16 protein-coding genes and 1 tRNA gene are annotated in these 20,035 nt (G+C 68.4%); 11 read left to right on the top strand and 6 right to left on the bottom strand.

Annotation, left to right across the window (positions count from 1 at the left end; genetic code table 11):
• Positions 1-40 precede the first annotated feature (40 nt).
• The 5 genes from ABB55_RS04875 to ABB55_RS04855 all read right to left on the bottom strand — a co-directional run bounded on the left by ABB55_RS04875 (position 41) and on the right by ABB55_RS04855 (position 6,260).
• Positions 41-616, bottom strand: a complete 576-nt coding sequence (locus ABB55_RS04875; protein WP_083464055.1) for a MaoC/PaaZ C-terminal domain-containing protein — start codon at positions 614-616, stop codon at positions 41-43.
• Positions 591-1,355, bottom strand: a complete 765-nt coding sequence (gene fabI, locus ABB55_RS04870) for an enoyl-ACP reductase FabI (protein WP_054357807.1) — start codon at positions 1,353-1,355, stop codon at positions 591-593. The genes ABB55_RS04875 and fabI overlap by 26 nt, the downstream gene beginning before the upstream one ends.
• A 285-nt stretch (positions 1,356-1,640) precedes the next feature.
• Positions 1,641-3,524 carry a PHA/PHB synthase family protein gene (locus tag ABB55_RS04865; RefSeq protein ID WP_420848245.1) on the bottom strand — a complete coding sequence of 628 codons (1,884 nt, stop codon included), beginning with the start codon at positions 3,522-3,524 and terminating at the stop codon, positions 1,641-1,643.
• 156 nt (positions 3,525-3,680) lie between these two features.
• Complete coding sequence (locus ABB55_RS04860; RefSeq protein WP_054357806.1) at positions 3,681-4,352, bottom strand: LbetaH domain-containing protein; 672 nt, start codon at positions 4,350-4,352, stop codon at positions 3,681-3,683.
• 225 nt (positions 4,353-4,577) lie between these two features.
• Positions 4,578-6,260 (bottom strand): methyl-accepting chemotaxis protein, encoded by a 1,683-nt coding sequence (locus ABB55_RS04855; protein WP_054357805.1) that lies wholly within the window; start codon positions 6,258-6,260, stop codon positions 4,578-4,580.
• Positions 6,261-6,562: 302 nt separating this feature from the next.
• On the opposite strand from ABB55_RS04855, the gene ABB55_RS04850 reads away from it, so the two are divergent.
• Positions 6,563-6,637 (top strand) — tRNA-Val (locus ABB55_RS04850).
• A gap of 184 nt (positions 6,638-6,821) precedes the next feature.
• Here the strand turns inward: ABB55_RS04850 and ABB55_RS04845 are convergent.
• On the bottom strand, positions 6,822-8,492 hold the full coding sequence (locus tag ABB55_RS04845; protein ID WP_276326394.1) for a methyl-accepting chemotaxis protein: 1,671 nt from the start codon (positions 8,490-8,492) through the stop codon (positions 6,822-6,824).
• A gap of 234 nt (positions 8,493-8,726) precedes the next feature.
• Here ABB55_RS04845 and ABB55_RS04840 point away from each other — a divergent pair, with 234 nt between their 5' ends.
• The 10 genes from ABB55_RS04840 to ABB55_RS04795 all read left to right on the top strand — a co-directional run bounded on the left by ABB55_RS04840 (position 8,727) and on the right by ABB55_RS04795 (position 20,032).
• Positions 8,727-10,328, top strand: a complete 1,602-nt coding sequence (locus ABB55_RS04840; protein ID WP_054357803.1) for a peptide ABC transporter substrate-binding protein — start codon at positions 8,727-8,729, stop codon at positions 10,326-10,328.
• A gap of 142 nt (positions 10,329-10,470) precedes the next feature.
• Positions 10,471-11,388, top strand: a complete 918-nt coding sequence (locus ABB55_RS04835) for an ABC transporter permease (protein ID WP_054357802.1) — start codon at positions 10,471-10,473, stop codon at positions 11,386-11,388.
• The gene (locus tag ABB55_RS04830; protein WP_054357801.1) at positions 11,388-12,518 is read left to right on the top strand and encodes an ABC transporter permease subunit; all 1,131 of its coding nucleotides are present in this window, start codon (positions 11,388-11,390) and stop codon (positions 12,516-12,518) included. The genes ABB55_RS04835 and ABB55_RS04830 overlap by 1 nt, the downstream gene beginning before the upstream one ends.
• Positions 12,519-14,111, top strand: a complete 1,593-nt coding sequence (locus ABB55_RS04825) for an ABC transporter ATP-binding protein (protein ID WP_054357800.1) — start codon at positions 12,519-12,521, stop codon at positions 14,109-14,111.
• 85 nt (positions 14,112-14,196) lie between these two features.
• On the top strand, positions 14,197-15,135 hold the full coding sequence (cbbX, locus tag ABB55_RS04820) for a CbbX protein (RefSeq protein WP_083463355.1): 939 nt from the start codon (positions 14,197-14,199) through the stop codon (positions 15,133-15,135).
• A 120-nt stretch (positions 15,136-15,255) separates the two neighbouring features.
• Positions 15,256-16,323 carry a class 1 fructose-bisphosphatase gene (locus tag ABB55_RS04815; RefSeq protein WP_054357799.1) on the top strand — a complete coding sequence of 356 codons (1,068 nt, stop codon included), beginning with the start codon at positions 15,256-15,258 and terminating at the stop codon, positions 16,321-16,323.
• 71 nt (positions 16,324-16,394) lie between these two features.
• The gene (locus ABB55_RS04810; protein WP_054357798.1) at positions 16,395-17,270 is read left to right on the top strand and encodes a phosphoribulokinase; all 876 of its coding nucleotides are present in this window, start codon (positions 16,395-16,397) and stop codon (positions 17,268-17,270) included.
• 112 nt (positions 17,271-17,382) lie between these two features.
• Complete coding sequence (gene tkt / locus ABB55_RS04805) at positions 17,383-19,386, top strand: transketolase (protein WP_054357797.1); 2,004 nt, start codon at positions 17,383-17,385, stop codon at positions 19,384-19,386.
• A 59-nt stretch (positions 19,387-19,445) separates the two neighbouring features.
• Positions 19,446-19,658 (top strand): DUF433 domain-containing protein, encoded by a 213-nt coding sequence (locus tag ABB55_RS04800; protein WP_160321162.1) that lies wholly within the window; start codon positions 19,446-19,448, stop codon positions 19,656-19,658.
• Positions 19,655-20,032 (top strand): DUF5615 family PIN-like protein, encoded by a 378-nt coding sequence (locus tag ABB55_RS04795; protein ID WP_054357795.1) that lies wholly within the window; start codon positions 19,655-19,657, stop codon positions 20,030-20,032. The genes ABB55_RS04800 and ABB55_RS04795 overlap by 4 nt, the downstream gene beginning before the upstream one ends.
• Positions 20,033-20,035 lie beyond the last annotated feature (3 nt).

Raw genomic sequence — 20,035 nt, 5'->3', positions numbered from 1 at the left:
CGGCGGCTCGAGCGAGCCACCGGGCCGGCCGACGCGGAGCCTATTCGGCGACCGGGCGATAGGGCGCCAGCGACAGCATGAAGGCGGCATTGTCGAAGACCAGACGGTCGATGCCGCGATGGCGCAGATAGACGGCCGGCAGGTCGGGGGCGGGGCGCCGGACTTTGTCGCGCGGCGCCATCACCAGGGCCTCGCCGGTGACCACTTCGACGCCGTCCTGGTTGACGCCCCGGCAGGCGAGCCGGAGGTGCCGGTGCGCGTCGGTCTTCTCCACCACGGTGACGCTGACCGTCACGGAATCGCCGAGCGAGACCGGCGCCGTGAAGGATAGCGACTGTCCCAGATAGATCGTGCCGGGCCCGGGCAGGCGCGTGCCGAGCAGGGCGGAGATCAGCGCGCCGCTCCACATGCCATGGGCGATGACGTGGTGGAAACGGCTCTCCGCAGCGTAGTCCGCGTCGAGATGGGCAGGGTTCATGTCGCCCGAGACGAGCGCGAACAGTTGGATGTCCTCGACGGTGAGCAGGCGGGTCAGGCTCGCCTGGTCGCCGACGGCGATCTCCTCATAGGTCCGGTTCTCGATCACTCTGTCACCCCACCACGTTGTAGCCGGCATCGACATGGATCACCTCGCCGGTGATCGCCCGGGCCGGTCGGCTGGCCAGGAAGGCGGCGAGCGCGCCGACCTCGTCGATGGTCACCAGACGACCTTCCGGAGCCACTTCGGCGGCGCGCTGCATCAGGTCGCCGAAATGGTCGATGCCGCTCGCCGCCCGGGTCGCCAGGGGGCCGGGCGATAGGGCGTTGACGGAGATGCCCTGCGGTCCCAGTTCGACCGCCGCATAGCGGACGGCGGCTTCGAGGGCCGCCTTGACGGGGCCCATGATGCCGTAATGGGCGACCGCCTTTTCGGCTCCGTAGTAGCTCACCGTCATCGCAGCCCCGCCGTTCGGCATCAGCGGCACGGCGGCGCCGAGCAGGCGCAGGAACGAATGGCAGGACACGTCCATGGCCCGGGCGAAGCCTTCGCGGGTCGATCGCGTGACCGGCCCGTGCAGGTCGTCGCGCGGCGCGAAGGCGACCGAATGCACGATCACGTCGAGCCCGCCCCAGATCCGGGCGATCTCGGCGAGCAGCGCCTCGGGCTGATCGGCGGCCTCCACGTCGAGCGGCAGCAGCAGTTCGGCGCCGAGTTCGCGGGCGACCGGTTCGACGAAGGGTTTGGCCTTGTCGTTGAGATAGGTGACCGCCAGCCGGGCTCCGGCCTGGGCGAGCGCGCGGGCGCAGCCGGTGGCGATCGATTTGTCGTTGGCGATACCGATCACCAGGGCACGAAGATTGGCGAGGTCGGGCATGGGGCTCCGTCTGGTCTGGACCGTGCCGGGGATGGACCGACCGTCATCGGGCATGACGGTCGGGACAGGGCCGTGGAATGCCTCGAGCCCATGAAAGGACGAAGACATCCGTGACGGCTTCAGCGGGCCGGGCCGGCGTCGCGGCCGGTCGCCTGCGCAATACCAACGTCCCAGGATGCTGACGCGTCGGGCCGTTGAAGCAACGCGAAATTCTCATAGGCGTCAGAGGCATGAGAAATTCGCGTATCGAATGCCGACGATCATTCCATGACCGTCGGTATTGTATCACTCGCCGTGCACGTAGCTGCCGGGCGCCGCGGCCAGTGCCGGACCCATCGGCGGCGGCGGCACCGGCTCGCCCGAGCGGGCTGCCAGCCAGGCGAACCAGGCCGGCCACCAGGAGCCTTCGGCCGTCGGTGTCTCCTCCAGCCAGCGGTCGGGCTCGGCATAGATGTCGTCGCGGCTCTTGGTGGCCATCCGATAGTGCCGCCGGCCGCCGCGCCCGACATGGCCGGGCTCGGACACGATGCCGGCATTGTGGCCGCCGCTGGTCAGCAGGAAGGTGACCTCGGTATCGGTCAGGAGACCGATCTTGTAGACCGAGCGCCAGGGCGCGACGTGGTCGGTCTCGGTGCCGACCGCGAAGATCGGAACCTTGATGTCCTCGAGCGCCACGGCCCGGCCGTCGACCCGATGTCGGCCCTCGGCCAGATCGTTGTGCAGGAACAGGCCCTTCAGATATTCCGTATGCATGCGGAACGGCATGCGGGTGGCGTCGGCGTTCCAGGCCATCAGGTCGTTGAAGGCCGGCCGATCGCCGAGCATGTATTCCCGCACCATGCGCGACCAGACCAGATCGTTCGAGCGCAGCATCTGGAACGCGCCGGCCATCTGCTTGGTGTCGAGGAAGCCGCGCTCCCACATCATGTCTTCCAGGAAGGCGAGCTGGCTCTCGTCGATGAACAGCGTCAGCTCGCCGGCTTCGTGGAAGTCGGTCTGCGCGGCCAGGAAGGTATGGCTGGCGAAGCGCCCGCGGCCATTGGCCGGTTCGGCCGCGGCGGCGGTCGCCAGCAGCGTGCCGCCGATGCAGTATCCGGTCGCATGCACGCGCCGGCCCGGCATCACCGCCTCGATCGCGTCGAGCGCGGCCTCGATGCCGAGCGTGCGGTAGTCCTCGAAGCCGAGGTCGCGATCCTCCTCGGTCGGGTTCTTCCAGGAGATCATGAACACGGTGAAGCCGGCGTCGACCAGATGCCGGACCATCGAGTTCTCCGGCGACAGGTCGAGGATGTAGTATTTCATGATCCAGGCCGGCACGATCAGGATCGGCTCCGGCCGGACCGTCGCGGTGCTGGGTTCGTACTGGATCAACTCGATCAGCCGGTTGCGGAAGATGACCTTGCCGGGCGTGACCGCCACGGTGCGGCCCGGCGTGAAGGCCTCGGTGCCCGACGGCGGCTGGCCGCCGATCGCGCGGGCGACGTCGTCGGCGAAATTCTCCATCCCGCGCTTGAGATTGGCGCCGCCTTCCTCGATCGTGTGACGGATCACGTCCGGATTGGACGCCGGGAAGTTCGACGGCGCCATCATGTCGAGCAGTTGGCGCGCGGCGAATTCCGCGACCCGCTCGTGATGGGCGGACACGCCGCGCACGCCGGTGGTCGCCTCCTTCCACCATTGTTCGGTCAGCAGGAAGGCCTGGGCGGCGAGGCTGTAGGGCGGCGCGCGCCAATCCGCCGAGGCGAAGCGGCGGTCCTGCGGTGCGGGTTCGATGCAGGCCTGCTGGTCGCTGCGGCCGAGGGCGCAGCCGAGCGCGAAGCGGCCGAATTCGGCCTGCTTGCGCCAGGCGGACTCGACCAGGCTCATGGTCTTGCCCGGCGAGGAGGCCAGATGCAGGCTCCAGTCGAGGGCGGCCAGCGTCAGGGCGGCGGGCGACAGGCCGGCGGTCAGCCGCGCGGCGGCCGCGTGCGAAGCCCGGTCGACCACATCGGCGACCGTGCGCGCCGCGAAGCTGCCGACCCGCGGGATCGGCAGATGCAGGGCGAGGCCGGCGGCCGGGCCGATCGTCGGGCCGGCTTCGACGGCCTTGGCCGGCGGCACCACCGCTTCGGCTGGCATCGTCACGGCTGCGGCCGGAACCGGCAGGGTCGGGGGTGCGGCCGGCGGCATGTCCGGCTGCGCGACGGCCGTCGGATCGGGCTGCACCTCGATCGCCGTTTCGGAATCCTTCGCCCGGGGGGCCCGTGTCACCCGCTCAGCCATGACGCACTCCTCTATTGCATCGCAGCATAATAGGGAAACGCCATGGCAGAACCATGATACCGATCAAATTTCGGTTGACGCAACCTCGTACTTGTCGAGAAACGCCTCGATCGGCAGCGCGCGGAAGTCGGGCAGGGCGCGCCGCAGCGCAGCATGGGGCCAATGCCACCATTGCAGGGCCAGGAGCCGTTCCGACACGGCCTCGTCGAAACGGCGGCGGATCACGCGGGCCGGATTGCCGCCGACGATCGTATAGGGCGCGACATCCTTGGTCACGACGGCACCCGCCGCCACGACCGCCCCCGAGCCGACGGTGCGGCCGGCCAGGATGATGGCGCCGCGCCCGATCCAGACATCGTGATCGATGGTGACGCGATCGGCGCGGCGGCGGTCGAACAGGTCCGGCTCGTCCTCGGCATCCTCGAAATATTGCCAGCTGCGATAGGTGAAATGCGACTGGCTGGCCCGTTCCATCGGATGGTTGCCGGGATTGATGCCGACCAGCGCGCCGATCGAGACGAACTTGCCGATGTCGGCATAGACGATCTCGCAGTCGTTGGTGGCATAGGAATAGTCGCCGAAGCGGCTCTCGATCACGGTCGTGCGGGCACCGAGCTTGCAGAACTTGCCGAAGGTCGATTGCCGGGTGATCGCGGTCTCGTGGACCAGGGGCTTCGGTCCGAGCCGCTTCTTGCGGACATGGGCAGGCAGGTTCTTGTCTTCGAGCGCGGCCATCGGCGTTCCGATCCGGGGGAGGGCATCTCCCTTCCATAGACCTGTGCATGGGCTCCATAAAGACGGACGCCCCGCGGCCTGAACCGCGGGGCGTCGGCATTTGCGAGGGCGCGCCAGAGCAAGGTCCGACCAGAGCGACCCGCTCTGATCGGAAAAAGCTTGCGCAAACAAGAAAATGCGGAGCATCATCCGATCGCTTCAGATCGGATGATGCTCTAAGCGGGGTCAGGCGGCGCGCACGGTGTCCAGGAAGTGCCGGACCTGCTGCTGCAGGCGCTCGGCCTGTTTCGACAGTTCGGTCGAGGCGCCGAGCACCTGGTTGGCGCCGGCCCCGGTCTCCTCCGCGGCGCGCGCCACGCCGACGATGTTGGCCGTGACCTCGCCGGTCCCGGTCGAGGCCTGGCTGACGGCCTTGACGATCTCGCGGGTCGCCTGGCCCTGCTGATCGATCGCCTGGGCGATCGCTTCGGCCGCCTCGCTGATGGTGCGGATGGTGCCGGAGATGTTGCCGATCGCCGCCACGGCGCGTTCCGTGGTCGCCTGGACCTGGGTGATCTGGCTGCCGATTTCGGCCGTCGCCTTGGCGGTCTGCTCGGCGAGATTCTTGACCTCGGCGGCGACCACCGCGAAGCCGCGCCCGGCTTCGCCGGCCCGTGCCGCCTCGATGGTGGCATTGAGCGCCAGCAGGTTGGTCTGCCCGGCAATATCGGAAATCATGCCGACGATGCCGTTGATGCGGGTGGCGGCCTGGCTCAGTTCGGTGACGATCGCGGCCGTCGATTCCGCCTCGGTCACGGCATTGCGCGACAGGTGGTTGGAGCGGTCGACCTGCCGGCCGATCTCGTTGACCGAACTGCCCAATTCCTCCGAAGCGCCGGCGACGCTGGCGACGTTGGCGCTGGCCTCCTCGGCCGCCGAGGTGACGGCGACCGACTGTGCCGTGGTCTCCTGGGCGGAGGCGGTCAGCTGCTGGGCCGTGGACTGCATCTCGGTTGCCGCGGAGGCGACGATCTGCACGATCCCGCCGACCGCCCTGTCGAAATCGTCGGCGAGCTTGAGCATGGCCGCCCGGCGCTGCTCCTCCGCGGTGCGGCGTTGCGTTTCCGCGGCGGCTTCGAGTTCGCGGGTGCGGACCATGCTGTCCTTGAAGATCTGAACCGCGGCCGCCATCTCGCCGATTTCGTCGGTGCGTCCGCGATCCGGCACGGTCTGCCCGAGGTCGCCGGCGGCGAGACGCGTCATGGCATTCGTCATCCGGACCAGCGGCCCGATGATTCGCGCCAGCGAGAAGGCGATCGCCATGATCGCGATCGCGAGGGCCAGGCCGAGCGCGATCAGGGTGGCGCGCTCGCCGGTTTGCGCGGAGGCATGGGCTTCGGTGCCGGCCTTGACGGCGCCGTGCTGGTTGATTTCGACGATCTGGTCGACTGTCTTCATCGCCTTGTCGTAGAGGACGCGGCCCTCGTCCCGCAGCACCGGGACGGCTTCCTCGTTCCGGCCGGCATCGACCAGCGGCCGGATTCGCGTGTCGAATTGTTCGGCCACCTGTCCGAGAATGGCTTGGAGCTGACCATAGACGGCGCGCTCGTCCGCGGAAGAGATCAGCGGTTCGTAGTTCTTCTGAGCCTTGGCGGCGGCTTTGAAGACATCGTCCATGCGCTTGGCGGCGCTCTCGCGATCAGCAGCGGATTTCGAGGTTACGTACCGATATTGCGCGATGCGGATGTCGGACAGGGCGCCGTCGATCGCTGCCGCGGCTTCGATGGAGGGTAGCCAGTTGGTATTGATCTCGTCGATCGCCGCCGTTTCGCTGCTGATCGTCTTCAGCGCGATGACACCCAGACCGATCGTGCAGGCCGTCAGCAGCCCGAACATCGCGATCAGCATTCTCTTTATGGTGATCTTCATTGCGGTTCTCTTGAAATGCCCCGCCAGGCGTCTTGTTGCTGAGGATGCGGAGCATTATTCTGATCGCCACCGCATAAAAATTCGTAAAAATATAAGTATAAGGATCCATATGTATAAATGCACATACCGGATTGCTTCGGAAACGTTACGGAAATTAAAGTTTTAACTGGCGTTTGCTGCACTTGAGGTTGAATTGTCTGAACTCGAATGGCGCGCTCCAGGCCGCGGCCGTTGCCGATGGTTCCGATGCCCTGTCGAAGCCTTGACTTGGTACCGTCATCGCCTCTATATCCGCGTCCACCGGGCGGTTAGCTCAGCGGGAGAGCATTCGCTTCACACGCGAAGGGTCACAGGTTCAATCCCTGTACCGCCCACCATTCCCAGATTCCTGTCGACCTTTGTGACGATGGATCGGACAAGCCGTCCGACCGATCGGATGTCGGCTGCGACTGCCGCCGGATTCGCGCGTCGTCCCGATCGGCGCAGGGCCGTGCCCGCGGACCGACGGGCGGCGCCCCGGGACCGAAACGGTTCGCCGGGAGGCCGCAGATCGGGCAGGGGTCAGGCGGCCCGGACCCCTTGCAGGAAGCGGTCGACCTCCTGCTTCAGGGTATCGGCCTGAATGGCCAGTTCGCGCGAGGCGCCCAGGACCTGGGAGGCGGCCGCGCTGGTCTCCTCGGCCGCGCGACCGACGCCCGTGATATTGCCGCTGACCTCGCCCGTGCCGGCGGAAGCCTGATGGACGTTGCGGGCGATCTCGCGGGTCGCCAGGGTCTGCTCCTCGACGGCGGTGGCGATGGCGCCGGAAATCGCGCTGATCCGATCGATGGTCGAGGAGATCGAACCGATCGCGCCGACGGCCCTCTCGGTCGTCGACTGGATGTCGCTGATTTGCGCAGCGATCTGGGCGGAAGCCTTGGCGGTCTGTTCGGCCAGCCCCTTGACCTCCGCGGCCACGACCGCGAAGCCGCGGCCGGCCTCGCCCGCCCGCGCGGCCTCGATGGTCGCGTTGAGGGCGAGCAGGTTGGTCTGCCCGGCGACATCGCCGATCAGATTGACGATTTCGCCGATGCGCTGGGCGCCGGCGGCCAGCGTCATCACGATCCCCTGCGTGGTGCGGGCCTCGCTCACGGCCGAGGCCGACACCGTCGAGGCTTCGGTGACCTGGCGGGCGATCTCGCGGATCGAGGCCGCCATTTCCTCGGTCGATGCCGCCACCGTCTGGACGTTGGACGAGGCCTGTTCGGCGGCCGCCGAAACGGTCGTCGCCTGGTTCGAGGCCTCCTCCGCGGAGGCGGTCAGGGTTTCGGCGGAGGCCTGCAACTCCGTCGAAGCTGACGCCACGCTGCGGATGATGTCGGCCGAGATGCGGTCGAAATGGCCGACCAGCCGCTCGACGGCGTCGGCGCGGCGCTGCCGGGCGGTACGCTCGGCCTCCTGCTCGGTCTCCAGGCGCCGCCGGGCGACCGCGTTGGACTTGAACACCTCGACGGTCGCCGCCATGCGGCCGATCTCGTTGCGCTCACCGGCATGCGGAACGACGGTCTCGAGACGGTCGGCGGCCAGATCGGTCATGGCGGCGGTGATCCGATTGATCGGGCCTAGCACCTGGCGCAGCACGATCCAGAAGCCGAAGCCGATCATCACGACCGCGAGAATTCCCAAGGCGACCAGCGCGGCCAGGCCCCGCGTCGCCAGGGTCACCGCGTCGTCGTAACTCTTCCGGGCCTCGGTCATCTGGAGATTGATCAGACGGTCGAGCGCCGCCGTGATCGGGTCGATCGCCGGATAGAGATCGTCCACGACGAAGCGGTCGAGCGCCGGCCGGTCGTCCACCTGGACGATTCGCTGCAGCCTCCGGATCTGCACCAGGCCGTTGGCCATTGCCTGTTCGGCAGCCGCCGCGAGGCTGCGCTCGTGGTCGTCCATCCGGGTCAGCATATATTCGCCGAACAGGCGCTTCGCCGTGGCCAGCGCCTGTTCGATATGGGGCGCCCCCTCCGTCACGCTCATCTTGCCGGCACGCATCTTGTGCGCACTGTCGACGATCAGGACCGCATAGGCGTCGCTGATTTCCTTGATATCACGTAACGGAACCACACGATCTGCGTAAATCGTTTCAAGACCGGCTTCAGAGTTTCTTTCAATCCAGAAGCCAAGGCCGATGCTTGCAATGATGCCAACCGCGAGCAGTGCGAGTATCGCGTTCATCTTGAATCGTATGGATTGCACTCTGTGTCCCCCGCATTTTGCAAAATTTATGATCTTGAATGATTGCACGGAGATTAAATTGAAGATGCAAACAGATGACGTAATTGTTATTCAAAACGATTGCAGATTTTCTGTCGATGAGCGCGTCGGCCGCTCTCCGCCATGCCGGCGTCGCAGCCTCCGGCGAGGGCGGCAGTTGCGCCAGGGCATCAGCCGCCCCATGATCCGGACATCGGATCGTTGCGGGAGCCTGCCATGCGTTTTGCACCGTTGCTCGCCTTCTCTCTGGCCCTCGCGGCCACCAGCCTCGGCCCGCTCGGCGTGGCCCCGGCAGCAGCGGAAAGCGTCTATCACCGGGGCAATTCCGGCGAGCCGGAGACGCTCGATCCGCACAAGACCTCGACGGTTCCCGAATCGAACGTGCTGCGCGACCTGTTCGAGGGGTTGGTCGCCCATGACGCGCGCGGCGAACCGGCGCCGGGCGCGGCGCAGTCCTGGACGATCAGCCCGGACGGCAAGGTCTACACCTTCAAGCTGCGCGCCGACGCCAAATGGAGCAACGGCGACCCGGTCACGGCGGAGGATTTCGCCTTCTCGTTCCGGCGCCTGCAGGATCCCGCCACGGCCGGCAAATATGCGGCCGTGCTCTATCCGGTGAAGAATGCCGAGAAGGTCAACAAGGGCCAGCTGCCGCCGGCCGAACTCGGCGTCCGGGCGGTCGACCCGCTCACCTTCGAGGTGACGCTGGAGGCGCCGACGCCCTATTTCATCCAGCTGCTGACCCATTCGACCGGCCTGCCGGTGCATCCCGCCTCGGTGCAGAAATTCGGCAAGGACTGGGTCAAGGCCGAGAACATCGTCTCCAACGGACCCTACCGGCTGAAGGAATTCGTGCCCTCCTCGCATATCCGCCTGGAGCGCAACCCGACCTTCCACGCCGCCGCGAGCGTCAAGATCGACGCCGTCGTGTTCTACCCGACCGAGGACCGCTCGGCGGCCCTGCGCCGCTTCCAGGCCGGCGAACTGCAGTCGAACGACGACGTGCCGGCCGACCAGATCGGCTTCATCCGCAAGACCCTCGGCAAGCAGCTGCACCTCGCGCCCTATCTCGGCACCTACTATTTCTCCTTCAACACCAAGAAGGCCGCCCTCGCCGACGTGCGCGTCCGTCAGGCCCTGTCGATGGTCGTCGACCGCGAATTCCTGGCCGAGGACATCTGGGGCGGCACGATGGTGCCGGGCTATTCCTTCGTGCCGCCGGGCATCGCCAACTATGCCGGCGGGCCGGCCTATGCGACCTGGAAGGATCAGACGCCGATCGAGCGCGAGGAGGCGGCGATCAAGCTGATGAAGGCGGCCGGCTACGGCCCCGGCGGCAAGCCGCTGAAGCTCGAGATCCGCTACAACACCTCCGAGAACCACAAGAAGACCTCGATCGCGCTGGCCGACATGTGGAAGCCGCTCGGCGTGGAAGTGTCGCTGGTCAATACCGACCTGAAGACCCATTACGCATTGCTGCGCGACCGCGGCGACTACGACGTGGCGCGCGCCGGCTGGATCGCCGACTATCCGGACCCGCAGAACTTCCTGTTCCTGGTCCAGAGCGACAATGTCGGCCTGAACTATGCCCGCTACGAGAATCCCGAATACGACGCGCTGATGAAGGCCGCCGCCGCGGAGGTCGATCTCGACAAGCGGGCCGGCATCCTGAAGCAGGCCGAGACCATCTTCATGCGCGACCTGCCCTTCGTGCCCTTGCTCTACTACGCGTCGAAGAATCTCGTCTCCGACCGGCTGGTCGGCTGGGAGGACAACCTGCGCGACGCGCATCCGACCCGCTATCTGTCGCTGAAGTGACCGCCGTGGCGGGCATCATCGCACCGGCCGCCGGACGGGCAGCCGGCTGCGCATTGCCGGCGGCGGCACGCCGGATCCCGGCGCCCTCAGCGGTAGGGCTTTCGGGCGAAGCCGGCCATGAGCGTTCTGCAGGTGCGGCGCGATGCTGAGCTACGCCCTGCGCCGCCTGCTCGGTGCCATCCCGACCGTGTTCCTGGTCGTCACCCTCTCGTTCTTCCTGATCCGGATCGCGCCCGGCGGGCCGTTCGACCTGGAGCGGCCGCTCGACCCCAAGACGCTCGAGAATCTGAACCGGGTGTTCGGCCTCGACCGCCCGCTCCCCGAACAATACTGGCGCTATCTGAACGGGCTGATGCGCGGCGATTTCGGGCCGAGCTTCACCTGGCGCGACTTCAGCGTCGCGGAGCTTTTCGCCGGCGCGCTGCCGGTCTCGATGGGGCTCGGCGGCGCGGCCCTGCTCATCGCCATTCTGGTCGGCACCGGCCTCGGCATCGCCGCCGCGATGCGCCAGAACCGGGCTGCCGACCACGCCGCCATGGCGGTGGCGACGGTCGGCCTGACCATCCCGAATTTCGTCGTCGCGCCGCTCCTGCAGATCGCCTTCGGCCTCGTTCTCGGCCTTCTGCCGGTCGGTGGCTGGAACGGCGGCGCCTGGCGCAACGGCGTGCTGCCGGTGATCGTGCTGGCGCTGCCGCAGATCGCCGTCGTCGCGCGGCTGACGCGGGCGAGCCTGATCGAGCAGTTGCGCTCGCCCTCGATCCGCACACTGCGCGCCGCCGGCCTGCCGGAGCGCCGCGTGCTCGCCCATGCGCTGCGCGCCGCGGCGCTGCCGGTCGTCTCCTATCTCGGGCCGGCGGCCGCGGCCCTGCTGACCGGTTCGGTCGTGGTCGAAACCATCTTCGGCATCCCGGGCGTCGGCCGCTTCTTCGTCGAGGGCGCGCTCAATCGCGACTACACGCTGGTCATGGGCACGGTCGTGCTGATCGCGATCTTCGTCATCGCCGTCAACCTGCTGGTCGACCTCCTCTATGCGCTGATCGATCCGCGGGTGCGTTACTGATGGCCGCCGCGACGCCCGCACCGACGCCGTCCCCGGTCTCCGCGCCCGGCTCGCCGGCCGCCGACGCCCTGGCGCGCTTCGTCCGCCATCGCAGCGCGATGGCCGGCTTCATCGTGCTGATCGTGATCGCACTGGCGGCCTTGCTCGGCCCGGCCCTGCTGCCGAACGGCTACGACCGCGTCTTCCCGGATTTCGTGCGCGCCGCGCCGAGCCTCTCCGCGCAGCCCGGCCCGGACCGGGTCGACGAGATCGCCCGCCGCGTCGCGTCGCGTGCCCGCGCCACCGTGGCCGCCACCGGACTGACCGGCGACAGCCTGCGCCTGATCCTGACCGCGACCCGGCCGATCGACCCGCGCATCGCCGCGGCCTTCGACCGATCGGACGCCTTCGAGGGCACCCGCATCGTCGAGACCACCGACGAGGGCCGGCGCATGGTCGTCGAGACGACTGTCGAGCGGCACCTGTTCCTGTTCGGCACCGACGGCAACGGCCGCGATCTCCTCGCCCGCACCCTGGTGGCGGCGCGCATCTCGCTGGTGGTCGGCCTGCTGGCGAGCCTAGTGGCACTGATGATCGGGGTCGCCTGGGGGGCGACGGCCGGCTATCTCGGCGGCCGGGTCGACGCGCTGATGATGCGCATCGTCGACATCCTCTATGCGCTGCCATTCATCTTCTTCGTGATCATGCTGGTGGTCTTCTTCGGCCGCCATTTCGTGCTGGTCTTCGTCGCCATCGGGGCGATCGAATGGCTCGACATGGCGCGCATCGTGCGCGGGCAGACGCTGTCGCTGAAGCGGCAGGAATTCGTCCAGGCCGCGGAGGCGCTCGGCGTCTCGACCGCCGGCATCGTGCTGCGCCACATCGTGCCGAACACGCTCGGCACCGTCGTCGTCTATCTGACGCTCCTGGTGCCGAAGGTGATCCTGATCGAGAGCTTCCTGTCCTTCCTCGGCCTCGGCGTGCAGGAGCCGCTGACCAGCCTCGGCATGCTGGTCTCCGAGGGCGCCAAAGCGATCCAGGACACCACCTGGCTGCTGATCGCCCCCTCCGCCGTGCTGGTCGCGCTGCTCGCCGCGCTCAATTTCGTCGGCGACGGCCTGCGCGACGCCCTCGATCCGCGGGACCGCTAGATGGCCGCGCCGCTCGTCTCGATCCGCAACCTCGCCGTCGCCTTCGCGACGCCGCGCGGCGACGTGGCCGCCGTCGACGGATTCTCGCTCGATCTCGATCGCGGCGAGACCGTCGCGGTGGTCGGCGAGAGCGGCTCGGGCAAGAGCCAGGCGATGCTGGCCGTGCTCGGCCTCCTCGCCGCCAACGGCCGGGCGAGCGGCAGCGTGCGGCTCGACGGCACCGAGATCCTGAACCTTCCGGCCGGCGAGCTGACCCGCATCCGCGGCCGGCGGATCGGCATGGTGTTCCAGGAACCGATGACCGCGCTCGATCCGCTGACCCGAGTCGGCGACCTCCTGGCCGAGGTGCTGCGCCACCATCACGGGCTCGACCGCGCGGCCGCCAAGGCCAGGGCGCTCGACCTGCTGCGCCTCGTCCGTCTGCGCGAGCCGGAACGCCGGCTCCGGTCCTATCCGCACGAGCTCTCGGGCGGTCAGCGCCAGCGGGTGGTGATCGCGCTCGCACTCGCCGGCGAACCGGACCTTTTGGTCGCCGACGAGCCGACCACCGCCCTCGACGTGACCATCCAGGCCGAGATCCTCGATCTCCTCGCCGACCTGCAGGCTCGGCTCGGCATGGCGATGGTGTTCATCACCCACGACCTCGCCCTGGTGAAGCGACGCGCGGCGCGGGTGATGGTGATGGAGAAGGGCCGGGTGGTCGAGGCCGGGCCGACCGCCACGGTCTTCGCCGCGCCCGAGCACCCCTATACCCGCGCGCTGCTCGCCGCCGAGCCGCGCGGCCGCAAGGCGCCGGTGCCAGACGGCGCGCCGGTGGTCCTCGACGCCCACGAGGTTTCGGTCGATTTCCGCATCGGCGGCGGCCTGTTCCAACCGGCCCTGGTGTTCCGGGCGGTCGACCGGGTCTCGCTTTCGATCCGGCGCGGCGAGACGATCGGCCTGGTCGGCGAGAGCGGTTCGGGCAAGTCGACGCTCGGCCGCGCCGTGCTCAATCTGCTGCCGGGCTCCGGCATGGTCCGTTTCGAGGACCGGCGCCTCGACGGGCTCGACCGGGCGGCGATGCGGCCGCTGCGCCGCTCGCTGCAGATGGTCTTCCAGGACCCGTTCGGTTCGCTCAGCCCGCGCATGACGATTGGTGAGATCGTCGCCGAAGGGCTGCGCGTCCATGCGCCGGAACTCACCGCGCGCGACCGCGACGCCCGGGCGGCGGCGGCGCTGGAGGCGGTGCGCATCGACCCGGCGACCCGCCACCGCTTCCCGCACGAATTCTCCGGCGGCCAGCGCCAGCGCATCGCCATAGCCCGCGCGCTGATCCTGAAGCCGCGCCTCGTCGTGCTCGACGAGCCGACCTCCGCGCTCGACCGCTCGGTCCAGGCCGCGATCGTCGACATCCTGCGCGACCTGCAGGCCGCCCACGCGCTCGCCTATCTGTTCATCAGCCACGACCTGCGCGTGGTCCGCGCGCTCGCCGACGAGATCGTGGTGATGAAGGACGGCACCGTGGTCGAGCGCGGCCCGACCGACCGCATCTTCGCCGCCCCGAGCCACCCCTATACCGAGCGCTTGATCGCGGCGGCGATGCTGGACGGCTGAGGCGGCCGAAGCCGCCGTCCGGTCCCTTCGCCGCATGGCGCTTTTGCCGCGCGCCGGCCAGACTGATCGGCGGAGGACAGCACCGATGACCGGACCATCCGACCCGGCGACGGCCGAGGAGGCGGGCTTGCCCGCGGCTTTGCCGCCAGAGGCGAAGCCGCCTACGACGCTCGACCTGAAGGCGCTCTATGCCGAAACCGAAATCGGGGCGCTGCTGGCCGAACTCGACCGCGACCTGATCGGGCTCGAACCGGTCAAGCGGCGCATCCGCGAGATCGCCGCCTTCCTGCTGGTCGTCCGCGCCCGCCAGACGCTCGGCGTGCCGTCGCAGCCGCCGACCCTGCATATGAGCTTCACCGGCAATCCGGGCACCGGCAAGACCACCGTCGCGCGGCGGATGGCCGGCATCCTGCACAGGCTCGGCTATGTCCGCCGCGGCCATCTCGTCGCCGTCACGCGCGACGATCTGGTCGGCCAGTATATCGGCCACACCGCGCCGAAGACGCGCGAGGTCCTGAAGCGGGCGCTCGGCGGCGTGCTGTTCATCGACGAGGCCTACTATCTCTACCGGCCGGAGAACGAGAAGGACTACGGCCAGGAGGCGATCGAGATCCTGCTCCAGGTGATGGAGAACCAGCGCGACGACCTGGTCGTCATCCTGGCCGGCTACAAGGATCGCATGGAGACCTTCTTCGCCGCCAATCCGGGCTTCCGCTCGCGCGTCGCCCACCATATCGACTTCCCCGACTATTCCGATCCGGAACTGTTCGAGATCGCGGTCCGGATCGCCGACGCCGAGGGCTACCGGTTCAGCGCCGCCGCCCAGGCCGCGCTGGTCGACTATGTCGCCCGCCGCAAGACCCAGCCGAACTTCGCCAATGCCCGCTCGATCCGCAACGCCATCGACCGCGCGCGCCTGCGCCAGGCCATGCGCCTCTTCGACGGATCCGGTCTCGTCGACCGTGACCAGTTGATAACCATCGAGGCTTCGGACATACGAGCGAGCCGGGTCTTCTCGATGTAGGCGGGCGGGGTGCCCGCCTGAGGGAAGACATCCGGGGAAGACGCGCGGGACCGACCGGCCGGATGGTGACATCCGGCGGGGAACGGGCATCCCGGGATCGACAGGGGCGGGGATATCGCGATGACGCATCAGAGCCTGGCGGCGGTGCTCGAAGCCTGGGCGGCCGGAGACGGGACGCGCCGCGCCGTGGCCGCCACGGTGGCGGCGCTGGCCGATGCGGCGCGCGACATCGCCGCCCTGGTTGCCGACGGCCCGCTCGCCGGGCGGCTCGGGGCGGCCGTGACCGAGAATGTCCAGGGCGAGGTGCAGAAGGAACTCGATCGCCTCGCCGACGAGCGCATCCTGGCCGCGGCCCGCTCCGCTCCGGTGGCGGCCTTCGCGTCGGAGGAACTCGATCATCCGGTCGTGCTCGATCCGCTGGCCCCGCTGCTGCTGGCGGTCGATCCGCTCGACGGCTCGTCCAATATCGACACCAACGTCTCGATCGGCACGATCTTCTCGATCCTGCCGGCGCCGGCCGATTTTCCGACCTTCGCGCCGGAGCCGGGCGCCGACATCGAGCATGCGCCGTTCCTGCAGAAGGGGCGCGCGCAGCTCGCCGCCGGCTATGTGATCTACGGTCCGCAGACCGCACTGGTCTTGACGGTCGGCAGCGGCACCTGGCTCTTCACGCTCGACCGCCGCGCCGGCCTCTTCAAGCTGACCGGCGAGCGGCTGGCCATCCCGGCCGAGACGCGCGAGTTCGCCATCAACGCCTCCAATTCGCGCCACTGGGACGATCCGATCCGCAGCTATGTCGAGGATCTGCTCGCCGGCGACGCGGGCGTGCGCGGGCAGGACTTCAACATGCGCTGGATCGCGTCGCTGGTCGCCGAATGCCACCGCATCCTGGTGCGCGGCGGCGTGTTCCTCTATCCGGCCGATCGCCGCAAGGGCTACCACGAGGGCCGGCTGCGGCTGATGTACGAGGCCAATCCGATCGCGTTCGTCGTCGAGCAGGCCGGCGGCGGCGCCTCCACGGGCACCGATGCGATCCTGGATCTGGAGCCGGCGCGGCTGCACCAGAGGGTGCCGTTCATCTTCGGGTCGCACAACGAGATCGAGCGGATCGAGCATCATCACGCCTTCCCGGATGCGACCAGCGACCGCGCGCCGCTGTTCGGCAAGCGCGGCCTGTTCCGCGAATGACCGGAACTGGTCTATAACCCGCAGGCGCGGCCCGAGCGGCCGTTCCCGCCGGTTCCGAGTCTCGAGCGCCCATGTCGGTCAAGCATCCGATCATCTCCGTCACCGGTTCGTCGGGTGCCGGCACGACCTCGGTCAAGATGACCTTCGAGCAGATCTTCCGGCGCGAGAACGTCAACGCGGTCTATGTCGAGGGCGACGCCTTCCACCGCTACGACCGCGCCGAGATGAAGCGCGTGATGGCCGAGGAGGCCGCGCGCGGGAACAATAATTTCAGTCACTTCGGGCCGGACGCCAATCTTCTCGAAGAGCTTGAGGGCGTGTTCCGGTCCTATGCCGAGAGCGGGCGGGGCCGGACCCGGCTCTACATGCACGATCGTGAGATGGCCGAACGCCACGGCTATCCGGAGGGCACCTTCAGCCCTTGGGAGGACTTCCCGGCGGATTCGGACCTGCTCTTCTACGAGGGTCTGCACGGCGCCTCGATCATCGGCGACATCGACATCCCGCGCTGGGCCGATCTCCGGGTCGGGGTGGTGCCGGTGCTCAATCTCGAATGGATCCAGAAGATCCACCGCGACCGGCAGACCCGCGGCTATTCGACCGAGGCGGTGATGGACACGATCCTCCGGCGCATGCCGGACTATGTCCACTACATCTGCCCGCAATTCACCGAGACCGACATCAACTTCCAGCGCGTGCCGACGGTCGACACCTCCAACCCCTTCGTGGCGCGCTGGATTCCGACGCCGGACGAATCCATGGTGGTGATCCGCTTCAAGAACCCGCGCGGCATCGACTTCGCCTATCTGACCTCCATGCTGAAGGACAGCTTCATGTCCCGGGCGAACTCGATCGTCATCCCGGGATCGAAGCTCGACCTCGCCATGCAGCTCATTCTCACGCCGATGATCATGCAACTGATGGACCGGAAGCGCCGGGCGCTGTAGAAGCACGCCGCCCGGTCCGCAACGGCCGGCCGCCCGCGCGCGCCTGCGCGGTCGATCTTTGCTGCCGGCCGGCGGGTCTCCCGTCGGCCGCGTGCCTTCGAGGAGCCTGCCGATGACCGTCCCCGCCCGCGACCTGACCTGGCCCGTGACCGCCGCGATCCGCGCGCTCGCCATGGACGCCGTCGAGGCGGCCAAGTCCGGCCATCCGGGCGCCCCGATGGGCATGGCGGAGATTTCGGCGGCGCTCTGGCGCACGCATCTGAAGCACAATCCCGGCAATCCGACCTGGGCCGATCGCGACCGCTTCGTGATGTCGAACGGTCACGGCTCGATGCTGGTCTATGCGCTCCTGCACCTGACCGGCTACGACCTGCCGATCGCCGAGCTGAAGCGCTTCCGCCAGCTGCATTCGCGCACGCCGGGCCATCCCGAATACGGCTACACGCCCGGCGTCGAGACCACGACCGGTCCGCTCGGCCAGGGCCTCGCCAATGCGGTCGGCATGGCCATCGCGGAGAAGACGCTCGCCGCCCAGTTCAACCGGCCGGGCCACACCATCGTCGACCACCGCACCTGGGTCTTCGTCGGCGACGGCTGCCTGATGGAGGGCATCAGCCACGAGGTCTGCTCGCTGGCCGGCCGGCTCGGTCTCGGCAAGCTGACCGCGCTCTATGACGACAACGGCATCTCGATCGACGGCAAGATCGAGGACTGGTTCGCCGACGACACCCCGGCGCGCTTCGAGGCTTATGGCTGGCACGTCATCCGCAATGTCGACGGCCACGATGTCGACGCGGTCGAGGCCGCCATCGCGGCCGCCAAGGCGGTCGCCGACAAGCCGACTCTGATCTGCTGCAAGACCGTGATCGGCCGCGGCGCGCCCTCGAAGCAGGGCCACCAGGACGCCCATGGCGCCCCGCTCGGCGCCGACGAGATCGCCAAGGTGCGCGAGGCGATGGCCTGGCCGCATGCGCCCTTCGAGGTGCCGGCGGAGGTCTATGCCGCCTGGGACGGCCGCCAGAAGGGCGCCGCCGCCGAGGACGGCTGGAACGCGCAGTTCGCGGCCTATCGGGCTGCCCATCCGGAGCTGGCGGCCGAGTTCCTGCGCCGCATGGCCGGCGACCTGCCGGCCGAATTCGCCGGCTTCGCCGAAGCCGCGCTGGCCGAGATCCAGGCCAAGGCCGAGACGGTGGCGACCCGCAAGGCGAGCCAGAACGCGCTCAACCTCCTGGCGCCGACGCTGCCCGAGTTCCTCGGCGGCTCGGCCGACCTGACCCATTCCAACCTGACCAACTTCAAGGGCACGCTGCCGATCACCAAGGATCCGGCCGGCAATACGGTGCTCTACGGCGTGCGCGAATTCGGCATGACCGCGATCGCCAACGGCATCGCGCTGCATGGCGGCTTCCTGCCCTTCGTGGCGACCTTCCTGGTCTTCTCCGACTATGCCCGCAACGCGGTGCGCATGTCGGCGCTGATGAAGCAGCGCGTGGTGCATGTCTACACGCACGATTCCATCGGCCTCGGCGAGGATGGCCCGACGCACCAGCCGATCGAGCATGCCGAATCCCTGCGCATCATCCCGAATCTCGCGGTCTGGCGGCCCGCCGACACGGCCGAGACCTTCGTCGCCTGGGTCGCCGCCGTGTCGCGCTCGGACGGGCCGTCGGCCCTGCTCCTGTCCCGCCAGGGCCTGCCGGCCCAGCCGCGCGACGCCGCCCAGCTCGCCGCCATCGCGCGCGGCGGCTACGTGCTGAAGGAGACCGCCGGCGCCAAGGTGACGCTGGTCGGCACCGGCTCGGAACTGAAGATCGCAGTCGCCGCCGCCGACCTGCTCGCCGCGGAGGGCGTCCCAGCCCGGGTCGTCTCGATGCCGTCGACCACCGTCTTCGACGCCCAGGACAAGGCCTGGCAGGACGAAGTGCTGCCGGCCGCAATCCCGGTCGTGGCGGTTGAAGCGGGCACCACGCGCGGCTGGTGGAAATATGCCGGCCGCACCGGCGCCGTCATCGGCATCGACCGCTTCGGCGAATCGGCCCCCGAGAAGGCCCTCTACGAGCATTTCGGCCTGACCGCCGAGAAGGTCGCCGCCGCCGCCAAGGCCGTCGCCGGCTGACCCCCGGCCTTGATGCCGCCCCTCGGCGCGACGATACTCGTGCCGAGGAGACGATGATCATGGCCACCGACGTGAAGACCCGGATCGTATCGGACCCCGGCATCCTCAGCGGCATGCCGGTCGTCGAGGGCACGCGCGTGCCGGCCGAGAATGTCCTGATCGAGGTCCGGCGTCGTCTGCCGCGGGCGGAGATCTTCAACACCTACCCGTCGCTGCCGCTCGACGGCATCGAGGCCTGCCTCGCGTGGGAGCGCGCAGGCAAGCCGCTGTGATCGACCCATTTCTGATCGACGAATGCCTCTATCCCGGTCTGGTCGGGGTCGCGAATGCGCGTGGCCACCATGCGACGCATGTCGTTCATCGCGGCCTGCAGGGACGGCGCGATGAACACCTGATGCCATTCATCCTGCAGGGAAATTTTATCTTCGTGACCAGCAATACCCGGGATTTCCTGCGCCTCTATGCGCGCGAGGCGATCCATCCCGGGCTCATCTTGTTCCTGCCAGGAAATCTCGATCGCGATTTGCAGGCCGAATTCTTCGCCATCGCTCTCGATACAGTCGAAGCGATGGACGACCTCATCAACAAAGTCGTTGAGGTCCGCTCGGATCGCTCGGTCACGATCCGCACCCTGTCTAAGGGATAGCGC

Origin of the sequence: Prosthecodimorpha hirschii (assembly GCF_001305515.1) — a bacterium.
Classification (GTDB): domain Bacteria; phylum Pseudomonadota; class Alphaproteobacteria; order Rhizobiales; family Ancalomicrobiaceae; genus Prosthecodimorpha; species Prosthecodimorpha hirschii.
The sequence above is the reverse complement of the archived record's forward strand: the minus strand, read 5'-3'. Positions and strand labels throughout refer to the sequence as shown.